Source organism: Caballeronia arvi (assembly GCF_001544695.2).
Classification (GTDB): Bacteria; Pseudomonadota; Gammaproteobacteria; order Burkholderiales; family Burkholderiaceae; genus Caballeronia; species Caballeronia arvi.
Genome location: NZ_FCOM02000115.1, coordinates 1 through 10,757, shown reverse-complemented (window position 1 = coordinate 10,757; position 10,757 = coordinate 1). Strand labels below are relative to the sequence as shown.

General features: G+C 61.5%; 7 protein-coding genes and 1 pseudogene. 4 read left to right on the top strand and 4 right to left on the bottom strand.

Going from position 1 to position 10,757, the window contains the following annotated elements; genetic code table 11:
• Positions 1 to 306: 306 nt before the first annotated feature.
• Entirely contained in the window at positions 307 to 633 is a 327-nt protein-coding gene (locus AWB74_RS42375; RefSeq protein ID WP_087039545.1) for a hypothetical protein, read from the top strand.
• A gap of 27 nt (positions 634 to 660) precedes the next feature.
• On the opposite strand, the gene AWB74_RS42370 is transcribed toward AWB74_RS42375, so the two are convergent.
• The 3 genes from AWB74_RS42370 to AWB74_RS42360 form a co-directional block, all read right to left on the bottom strand.
• Complete coding sequence (locus AWB74_RS42370; protein ID WP_061152490.1) at positions 661 to 1,431, bottom strand: flagellar brake protein; 771 nt, start codon at positions 1,429 to 1,431, stop codon at positions 661 to 663.
• Positions 1,432 to 1,584: 153 nt separating this feature from the next.
• A complete protein-coding gene (locus tag AWB74_RS42365) occupies positions 1,585 to 2,157 on the bottom strand; it encodes a hypothetical protein (RefSeq protein WP_061152489.1) in 573 nt (190 codons plus the stop codon).
• Positions 2,158 to 2,236: 79 nt separating this feature from the next.
• Positions 2,237 to 2,548: a hypothetical protein gene (locus AWB74_RS42360; protein ID WP_143749480.1), complete on the bottom strand. Its 312-nt coding sequence runs from the start codon at positions 2,546 to 2,548 to the stop codon at positions 2,237 to 2,239.
• A gap of 174 nt (positions 2,549 to 2,722) precedes the next feature.
• Between AWB74_RS42360 and AWB74_RS42355 the strand changes: the two genes are divergently transcribed.
• The 3 genes from AWB74_RS42355 to AWB74_RS42345 all read left to right on the top strand — a co-directional run bounded on the left by AWB74_RS42355 (position 2,723) and on the right by AWB74_RS42345 (position 9,395).
• On the top strand, positions 2,723 to 3,076 hold the full coding sequence (locus AWB74_RS42355; protein WP_061152487.1) for a hypothetical protein: 354 nt from the start codon (positions 2,723 to 2,725) through the stop codon (positions 3,074 to 3,076).
• A 191-nt stretch (positions 3,077 to 3,267) separates the two neighbouring features.
• Complete coding sequence (locus tag AWB74_RS42350) at positions 3,268 to 5,469, top strand: TonB-dependent receptor (RefSeq protein ID WP_061152486.1); 2,202 nt, start codon at positions 3,268 to 3,270, stop codon at positions 5,467 to 5,469.
• An 827-nt stretch (positions 5,470 to 6,296) separates the two neighbouring features.
• The gene (locus AWB74_RS42345) at positions 6,297 to 9,395 is read left to right on the top strand and encodes an adenylate/guanylate cyclase domain-containing protein (protein WP_160110392.1); all 3,099 of its coding nucleotides are present in this window, start codon (positions 6,297 to 6,299) and stop codon (positions 9,393 to 9,395) included.
• A gap of 112 nt (positions 9,396 to 9,507) precedes the next feature.
• Here AWB74_RS42345 and AWB74_RS42335 read toward each other — a convergent pair.
• A pseudogene (locus AWB74_RS42335) lies at positions 9,508 to 10,390 on the bottom strand (class I SAM-dependent methyltransferase).
• Positions 10,391 to 10,757 lie beyond the last annotated feature (367 nt).

Below are 10,757 nucleotides of genomic sequence, written 5' to 3'. Positions count from 1 at the left end.
ACGACGCCTGCCCGCATGCGCCTTTGGTGCGGGCCCAGCTGCACGGTGAAGGGCAGGCATCCTACAAACCTAAACTGTTGCAGCCGCTTAGAGCGAAACGACAGCGTATCGAAGATTCGGCGGCGATTCCGTCAGTTCCGCACCCCGCCCCAAGGATGCATCTTGTCGGCGCGAGATCGGCCAATTGGTTAGTGCGAACACCGCGTCGTGCCGACGAGAAAACGTGTACGGAGATATTCTCTTCGGTCGGACGACAAAGAGCGGTCAGTTTCAATCCAACGCGTTGTCACCGTAAGCGTTAATAATATGACCGCGAATCGAGCCACTGCATCGGCCCGGCGAGATGATCAGCTCAGCGATGGTGACGATCATCAGCAACGCGACGATTCAGCGTCGCGCCTTGTCAGAGATGGCAAGGCGCGCGCCCAACAGTCCTCCGATCAGGCTGCCGACCGCCATGATTCCCCAATCCGACACCAGTTGCGCGACGCGATTCCGGATGGCATTCCCGATCCGGCGACGCTCGCGCGCCTCGGTGCGAAGTGGCACCCGGAGTTTGTCGGTCCGCCGCTGAGAATGGAATCGGCGGCGAGGACATGGTCGTGTCGCGACCCTAATGATGAAGCGATCTGATTGAGACTGAAGCGGCCCGTATCCGCATCAATCGCGCGCCGGGCGCTCCTTGCGGCGCGTCTCCAGCAGCGCGATCGCACGCTGCAGCACACGCTCCGCATTCGCCTTCAAGTCGATGAACCGGCAGCCCAGAACGGTCCGATGCTCCCCCGTCGGCGTGACCATCTGCCGGGGCGCGACCACCTCCAGATCGACCGGCACCGCGCCTAGTCCGCCCACCTGGAGCTTCACGTCGTTCCACACGGTTCCCGCCGCGAGCGATTCGAAGCGTTCGTCCCGCGCACGCAGCGCCATGCCGCCGAGCGAAAGGTCCTGCAGTTCGAACCGGAAAGCGGCGCCCACTCCGTCGATCCCGCTCGCGACGAACGGATCGAACATGGGCGTATCGACGCGATGGAAATCCCGGCGCTGCACGTAATGAAGCAGCGCAGGAAACGGCACTTCGAATGCCGGACGCCCTTCGAACGTCACGACCACGGCGCCGCCCGTCACGAAATGCGTGCGGATGCCCGAAGGCTGGCTGCGGAACGTGAGCTCGTCCGCATCGACGAGCGCGCGATTGTCCCGCGCCGTGCTGCCGAAATCGAAGATAAAACGCGCGCGGCGCGAATCGACGTCGAGCAGTTGCGTGACGAACTGCGTGTCGCCGAACTCGACTGTCAGGAAATCGCTGCGCACACACAAGGTCCGCAAGCATAGCGCGATCTGCAACGTATGCCGCTGCGCATAGCGGTCGTCGGTCTCCCACGCGTTCGTTGTCAAGGCGCTTGCACCGCTCAGGGTAGGTTCGGCAATCATCGTGAAGTCCTTATTCTGCCGGGCGGCCTCCCGGCGTATCGCTCTCCTTGCTGCATCTTATCAAATTGATAAACAAATGGTAAGTTGACGAGCATAAGGGCATGACGATCCTAAACCTGAGAGACGAGCGGCACCCCGGGACAACGGCGTCCGTCAATGATCCGGCCAGCTACGTGCTTTCGGGCCGCGCGGCACCGGCAGAAAATGCAGCAGCGCCTTGAGCGTGTAAATGACGATGACGGTTCCCGCCAGGTCGCCGACGAACATCGCAAGGAATCTCGACGTAATGTTCTGCGCGTCACCTCGAAGATAGAACCAGATGTTATGCAGCAACGAACCGGCAATCGCATAAGCGACGGTGAGGATCATCAGCCTCCCCGCCGTCAGATTCGAAAGGGATGCGTTCAGCCCGTAGGTTTCCCGCGCCAGACGATAGACCGCATAAGGCGCGGCCGTCGCGATGATGCCGCCGACGAACGACCTCACGGGGTCATTGGGAAAGAAATAGAAGAAGTCGACGACCCAGCTCGCGAGCAACAGTCCAAGCGCTCCGTCCGCGCCGAGCAGCAGCGTGCTGAGCAGCCGGATACCGGCAGGGAGATAGACCCAGTTCACCCCCCGCACGAACTCGGAGTGAACGAAGATTTCCTGATTGAGCCAGAGCGAACCGACGAAAAGGAGCGCCGTTCCGACGACAGAACAAAAACGAAGTAGAAACGAAGACATTGGAGTGACCAGCCGGTAAGCGGCGGACGTATCTTACCGCAGCGCTCATCCGGCCTCACAGGCGGGCGGGCAGCGAACGTTATCGCCGCGCCTCGCCAAGAGCCGCGCTGGCCGCGTGCGCGTCGGCTTGCGGAAGCTCGCCGTAACCCGCAACGGGATCGAGCTGTGCGGCGATTCGTTCCAGCTCGGCGAGCAGCGAGCGCAGCCCCTCCTGCTGAAGTGGCGCGACGGTCGGGGCGTGCCGCAGCTCCTCGATGCGCTCGCGCCAATACGACACCGGCCAAGCGGCGCTTCGATGCCAGTGGCGCGAACCGATCATCCTCGCCAGATGATCGATTTCCTGCTCGATGAAAGTCGGTGTGATGTAAGTGAAATCGCGTCGTTGAACCACGCTCGTGCCCCCGATAGCGGCGCGGGCAAGAGAAAGATCGATGTCTTCGTCCAGCCTCTGCTGTTTGAACTATTCTAGCACTCACTTATCATACTGATAAATACTTGGACTGCCATCATGATTCGATTTTCGTCGATGCTATGATGAACGCCGTCGTCATTCAATCGCTTCTTTATGGCCAAAAAGCGCGTCTTCGATGCTTATTTTCGCTTCCTGAACCTGGCTCAAGCTGTCCAGGCTTTGCCCTCGGTACCGAAGCTCGATGCCGCCGAGGAACGCTTGCTGGCAGCCCTCACGGCGTCGTGGCATGCGGGTCATACGCTGACGGTCACGGAGACGATGGCCCTTTCGGCGGCAGGCGCGCCGGCGACCGTGCATCGCAAGCTGACGAACCTGAGGAAGCAGGGTCTCGTGTCCGCCGACGAGAGCAGCGACGATCTGCGCATCAAGACCGTGGTGCCCACGCGCAAGGCGCTCGACTACTTCGAAAAGCTGGCGGCGTGTCTCGAAGAGGCCAAGAAGCGCTGAACGTCGCGGGACGCCGTATCACGAACATCGGCAACGAACGTTATAATTCGTCGCTTTCCGGCGCCATGGCGCAGTAACTATTTCCACCACGTCGTTTTCCCTTCGGAGAGCGGGGACGACCGGCAGTGTCCGACAGCCTCCGTAGCAATCAGCAATCGCAGGTGTTGTGCTGCACCCAGTCTGCGATTGTCATGTCCTTCCCGCGTTTCGACTTCGCTTCCTGCCGTCGTGCTTCCACGGTGGCGTGTCGTGTCCGTCTCGTTTTCGTTGGTGCGTTCGGGGCTTGCGTCCTTCCATCGAGCGCGTGGGCCGCTGAAAGCGATCCGGCCGCGCAACAGCTCACGCCGATCATGGTCAAGGCCGAAAGGCAGCCTGCCGCCGAGCAGCGCACGCCAATCGCCATGAGCGTCTATGGCGATGCCTTCATCGAAAGCACCGGCGTCAGCGATATCAAGTCCCTCGCCACGATCGCGCCCGACCTAAACTATGCGCAGGTGCAGACCGTCGTGCCGGTGCTGACGATTCGCGGCATCTCGAGCCGCGACACGACCGAGATCGGTGATCCGTCGGTGGTTGTCGTGACGGACGGAAGCTCGAACAATCGGCCGTATGCGCTGAGCGGCACGCTCTACGATCTCGATCACATCTCCGTGCTGCGCGGCCCGCAAGGCACGCTGTACGGGCGCAACGCGGTGGGCGGCATCGTCGATATCGTGACGGCGAAACCTTCGAGGGCATTCGAAGGCCGCGCATCGGTCGATGTTGGCAACTACGCCGCGCGCAATCTCGATGCGATGGTGAACGTCCCCGTGAACGACGTGCTCCAGTTTCGCGTGGCGGCGATCTCGCGCCGGCATGACGGCTACGTGAACAACGCGCCGCAGGCCAACGGCGACGACGAGGACACGCGCTCGGGGCGTCTGTCCGTCGCGCTCGAACCGGCCTCGCATCTGCGCATGCTGTTCACCGCGCAGCAGACGACGTTGAAGGGCGTCGGGCCGGTATCACTCGACATTCCCTATATCTACGACGCGAGCGGCAATCTTTCGCACGACAAGCCGCCCTTCCCCGCCGATCCGCGCACCTTCACCTATGCGACCGCGCAATTGCAGAACATCGAAGACACGGTCGCGCGCTGGAGCATCGCGTACGACTTCCCGGGCGTCGAACTCAGCTACACCGGCAGCTACGACAACCTCACCTGGCGTCATGCCGCCGACAGCAGCCCGAGCTTCGCCGACCCGGTTTCGTATCGCCAGAATGAGTTTCCGAAGACGCAGACGCACGAAGTGCGCGTGAGCTCGCTGGGCGATGGAAGATGGTCGTGGCAGGCGGGCGTGTCGTACTTCCACGAGTCTTCGTCGCTGTACAGCGCGAACGAGTCGCCGTTCGATGGCGGCGTCTTTCTGCCCACGCTCGCGTTCGCCTACGGCATTCGCACGACCTCGACGGCGGCGTATGGCCAGTCGTCGTACTGGGTGACCGACAAGATAAGGCTGACCGCCGGCATGCGCGTCACGCACGATGAAAAGAGCCGCGACGGCGAGTACTTCTTCGCGAACTCGAGCGAGCCGCCGTTCGACTATACGCACGTGCCGCAGAACGACTCGGGCTCGTGGTCGAAGCCGACCGTCCACCTCGCGGCCGAGTACGCGCCGACGTCGGCGATGATGAACTACGTGCGCTACGACACCGGCTACAAGTCGGGCGGCTTCTCATCGTCGGGATCATATGCGCCGGAGACGTTGAGAGGCATCGAGATCGGCACGAAGTCGCTGTGGAACGCGCAGCGCGTGCAGATCAACGCGAGCGTGTTCGACTACGACTACTCGGGTCAGCAGATCGCGCAGCTCGTCCCTTTCGCGGACGGGCGCGTGGGCACGAAGATCGTCAATGCCGGACGCACGCGCATCTACGGAGCGGATGCGGATATCCGCGCGCTGATCGATCCGGTCGGGCTCGTGACGCTGTCGGTGGCGTGGCTGCATGCGCGCTTCACCGATTTCGCCGTCGATGACGGCAGCGGCCAGAACGTGCAGCTGGCGGGCAATGCGCCGCCGCAAAGCCCGGCCTTCACGATCGGGTTCGGGCTCGAACATGCGTGGATCACGGACGCGGGAAAGATCGTCGGCCGCGTGAACGCGAAGTTTCAGACGGGCCAGCACTTCGCGATCTACAACTACGGCGACGACTATCAGAAGCCGTATCTGACCTCTGACCTGTCCGCGACCTGGATACCGAACCACAAGAACGTCGAGTTGATGGCGTATGTGCGCAACGTGACCAACCGGCGCGTCTTTACAGCCGCCGAGGAATACACGTTCGACGGCTCGTATCGCTACGCGTTCGCGGCGCCGCGCACGTTCGGCGTAAAGGCCACGTATTTCTGGTGATCGGCGAAGGTCTGCTCGACCGATGACCGTCCGAGGAAGTTCCGGTCAAAACCGAACTGAATGTCAGCCGCACGCCGATGCGCGAGGAACTCGCGCGATCAAAGCAGCAAGACTCTTTTGAGCAATGCGTCGCGCTCGTGGACCGTTCGTGTGCACCGTCACCCGGCGCGATGTCTAAACTCGAATGGCGGCTTTCCGTAATGACGCAGATCTTTACACGTCTGCGGGACGGGAGGGCCGAATGGCAGTTCATGGCCCCTTGCCGAAGACGGAAGCAAGAATCGCATGCAGCCCTTCCCCAGTGAACGAAAAAATCGACGACTGCTGAAAGCTATCTGCTGGCCGTCGCCGCGGCATCTCGAGGCCTAAGTTTGTCCCGGAGAGATGCTTTTCCATCCAAGGAAATGAGAGGCTGCACCGTGTAGTCACATTCGCGCAGCGTCCGCGCAAAATCAGTAGTTACCTAGAAGAACAACTAGGCACCGGCTTGTTAGATGATCCCCGGCCCATTCGTGTTGACCTCGCCTCTGTCCGCGCGCAATGTTGCGACTTGGGCTCAATGAGCGTGTGACCAATCACATTCCCTACCAGTGCTCGAGCCAATTGCCGCGCGGACCTTACGCGCCTAGGGGCCTGATGTTGGTGCGGTTGACGCGAGGCGCCTCATGAAGTGCCTGTGCTGTGCGCACGAATGTGCGCAGTCTGCGAAGTTTTGCGAAGAATGCGGATCACCCCTGCACCCCAAGTGCCAGGCGTGCGGAGCGCCGCTCAGCGCTTCAGATTTCATCTGCGCCGCGTGTGGGACGGCTGCGGGCAGCGAAGTCGCGTTGGCCGAAGAACGCCGCGAAGCTACCGCGCTGTTCGCTGACATTTCCGGATACACGACGCTGTGCGCGAAAAGTGATGCCGAAGAAGTACAGGCAATGCTCGACCGCTTCTATGCAGCCATGGAAAGCGTCGTGGCACGCCACGGCGGACAAGTGCTGAACCGGATCGGCGACGCAGTGATGGCAGTCTTCGGCGCGCCCGTCGCTCACGGGAATGACCCTGAGCGCGCCGTTCGCACCGCAATTGAGATGCACGCAGAGGCGTCAAAGATGACAGACTGCGAGGGGCGACCGCTCAAACTTCACATCGGCATTGCCCGAGGCGAAGTCCTGGCGACCAAGATCGGTAGCGGCGCCCAGTCCAGAAGCACCGTCACCGGCGAGATCGTCAATCTCGCCGCTCGCCTGCAGTCGCTGGCCAAGCCGGGCGACACCTTGATCTCAGACGGACTGTATCGTTCAGTCTCGACATTGGTGGACGCCGAGGACTGCGCCACCCACTCCCTCAAAGGATTCGCGGTTCCCGTCGCAGCGTGGCGCCTGCGGAGGCTCAGCACAGTTCCAATCTTGTACTCGCCCTTCATAGGCCGACAGACGGAGTTGGACCAGATTTCCGGCGTACTGGAGCGGGCTCAGTCCGTCGGAAGCGGAGCGGCAATACTTGTGCGCGGCCGTGCAGGAATCGGGAAGTCAAGATTGATGGCCGAGGTCCGGCAACGCGCACGATCACGCGGATTTGCGGTGCCGTGCGGACAAGTAGTCGACTTCGGCGTTTCACGTCGAAAGGCAGCCGTGCCAGCAATGCTTGCGTCTCTTTTCGACGTATCGTTGTCCGATGACGAAGCGACTATGAAAGCGGGACTCAAGCACGCTATCGACTGCGACATAGTGCTGGAGAAGGATGCACTGTTCATCGCCGCTCTGATGGAACTGGATCTCCCGATGGACGACAAGGCGCTATTAGAATCGATGAACGCCTCAGCTCGAACCGAGCGCTCGGATGAAGCGCTAGCAAGAACGTTAGAGCGAGCCGCTGGCAGGCGCCCTGTCCTGATCACATTAGAAGACATCCATTGGGCGCCCGTGCCGCTGCTTCGGCAACTGATCGCTATTGCGGAAACCGTCAGGCATTCGCCGATTATTCTCGCCATGACTTCGCGCATCGAAGGCAGGCCGTTGGACGAGACGTGGTTCAAGTCCCTTCGGGGCGTCCCTTCGTTGCAGGTAGAACTTGGTCCGCTGAGCTTCGAAGAATCGTGCACGCTGGCAAGCACCCGCTCATCGCAAGAAAACGATGTCTTACAGCAGTGCGCGGTGCGCGCGGAAGGCAATCCGCTGTTTCTGGAGCATTTGCTTCGCGCATCGCCCGAGAGCGAAACGGGAGCCGTTCCACCCACGGTCCAGAGTCTTGTTCTCGAGCAAATGGACCGGCTCACGTCCGGCCAACGGATTGCTCTCCAGGCGGCGTCCGTCATCGGCAAGCACTTCTTGCCGGCCGACTTGTGCGCGATCACGAGTGATGCGACCGATCACAGCGAAGCGCTTTTGCAGTCGGAGTTGATTCGGGCTGACGGCGACGAACTGCACTTCACGCACGCGCTGGTGCATGAAGCGATTTATCGCACGCTGCTTAAGAGTCGGAAGCGCTCGCTGCACCGGAAGGTGGCGCTACGCATAGGAGATGCAGACCCAGTCCTGCGTGCGGAACATCTGGATCGCGCAGAAGATCCTGACGCCGCGCACGCCTATTTGTTGGCCGCCAGAGATGGGATGCAGCATTTCCAACCCGAAGCGGCGGTCGCGCTTCTTCAACGCGGCGCGGCCCTGGCTCGCGACCGATCCGTCTCTTGCGAGCTCGCACTGCTCTACGGCGAATTGCTGCGCGACTCCGGCCGATTGACCGACTCGTTAGCCGCGGACCGTTCCGCACTCGAACTTGCAGAAACCGACGAGCAACGCTGCCACGCATTGATGGAGATTGCGGCTGGGTATCGCGTAACGGGCGACATCGAAGAAGCGCTCGATGCGCTCGCGGGCGCCGATTCGCTCGCCGAAGCGCTGAATCTGGACCTGGAGCGATCCAAGATTCATTACCTACGAGGCAGCATCTACTTCGCGCGAGGCGACGTGCCCGCCTGCGTGATGGAACATCGTCAGGCGCTTCGCTTCGCGAACCGGGGCGCCTGCCCCGAATGTGAGGTGCGGGCATTGAGCGGCCTCGGAGATGCACAACTCGAACAGGGACGTTTAACCGAGTCGCTGCAATCGTTCAAACGCTGCGTCGCGCTGTGTGAAGCGCGGCAATGGATCGCCATCGAGATTCCGAACCGATGCATGCTCGCATATTGCCTGCAGTACTCGGCCAAGCTGGATCAAGCTGCCAACGAAGTGCAGCGGGCAGTGATCGACGCGCGGCGCACGGGGCTCTTACCTGCGCTCGTGTTTGCGTTATCAAGCGTTGCGACGATCTTCGTCGACGCCGGACGATTCGATGAAGCCGAGCCAGTATGTCTCGAAGGGTTGTCGTTGGCTCGGCAGGTCGGCGCCCGCCGTTTCGAATCGACGTTTCTTTTGGCGCTGGCCGAGATTCGCCTGAGGGCGGGCGCGCGCGAGGACGCCGTGCGTCAGATCCATGCGGCGTTATACATCGCACAAGAAACTGGCATGGGGTACGCCGGCGCGGCGACACTCGCAATGCTGGCCCGCGCCGCACCGGACGCGCAGGGGCGGGCTGAGGCGCTGCGTCGAGGCGCGGCATTGCTTGCGGAGCCTTGCCTCGCTCAATCCGTTCTGCGCTTCCACATCCATGCAATGGAGGCCGGCATCGAAGGCGCTGAGTGGGATGACGCACTTCGTTATGCCGAAGCTCTCGAGGCGTTCATGCAGGCCGAGCCTTTGCCATGGGCATCTCTGCTCGTTCGACGCGTGCGCCTCGTTGCGGAGGCAGCAAATGGCACAGACGTCGCCAGCACGCGAGCTCGACTTCGATGCCTGCGCAACGAGGTGCATGCCGCGGGGTTAGGGTCTGCTCTTCAGATAATCGATGCGGCGCTGGAACAGATAAGCGACAAGCCGGCAAATGGGCGGCTCGCGGAGTGAAGTTCATTTGCCCACGTGCGGTCGTAGCTCCTCAGCGACCTGGACATCGTTCAAGGCGACGAAGCGCCGTGAGCACCGCGACCCGGATTCACCTCGCGGAATGTATAGGAGGCTAAGGCTTGACGAACTTGAGCGTCAATGCGATCCGATTCTCCTATAGCGGCATAGCGTGACTGATCGACGTCGCCGCCTTCGTATGTCGGCGGCAGCGACCACACACCGTGCGGATGGGTCCGTCGTATCCTTTGGATTCGCATTGATCTCGCTGCGCGCAACGCATGGCGGCGAACTTGGCGTCGAGGAGCATCGCGCGCGGCCGGGAACGACCGTGCAGCAAATGATCGATTCTGGCTATGTGACTGAGGCTTTCGTCATAGAGCACGCGCAAGCGGCGGGTTTCAAGCTCGCTTCAACGCGCCGTAGAATGCGCCCAGGTTGGCATCGATTTGTCCGTCCTTGATCCAATTATGGATATTCCGAAACGTCAATACGCGGTCGAACCGGTCATGGGCGTCGAAGCCGGCGAACCGACCGGCATTCAATGTGCCAACGACGACTTTTCCATACATTGCTGGCGCGTCCGCAAGCTTGCGCTGATAGGCGGCGTCAGTGGCATAGTCCTCTGCGGCAAGATCAGCGGACGTGCTGAGATATTGCGCCTCGCAGAGCAGACCTGCGTCGCGCAGATATGGCGCAAGAATGTCCGTGTACCATCCGCCACCCGGCGCGATTTCGAGCACCGCTTGCGCCGGATAGACGTCGAAGAAGAGCAGCGTTTCTCGCGGCTGGCGATAAACGTCGCGTGCACGCGCCTTATCGCTGCGCTGCGGTCCGGAGATGGCCGCGTCGAGCGACGTCGTGCCCGCCCTCTGCGACTGCCCATCATGGGACGAATTCTGCGAATCCACCGAAGAGGAAGCGCATCCTGTCAGCATGAGCGCGAGGCACGCGGCCCGCGTGACGGAGCGCACCCGGTCCAGTCGGTTGATCTTCATGAAATGAACGCCGGTTGGAGGTAGGAACTGCGACGAGCGATTCTTAGAGACTCTACCTCACGTAAGGTCGCCCAGCGAGACACGCACCATCGGGTCGTACTTGGGAGCTGTCGACCTTCGTTCGTGCGACCCTGAGCGGCCCATCACCTCATCAGATACTCGACGGCGGATGTTGGCCGGTCGCCGATGATGAAGATAGTAGCGCTGAGCGCCCGATGCGCCACCCCTTCGAACTGCCGCACTCGACCCAACGCGGTCACTTGACGAGAGTCAATGCTAATGTCTCAAACCGTTAAGGGTTATTCGATGCCTGCCATCGATCACAGGAATGTGACGGTGCCGCTGCGCGTGTTGGCAGGCGTCGAAT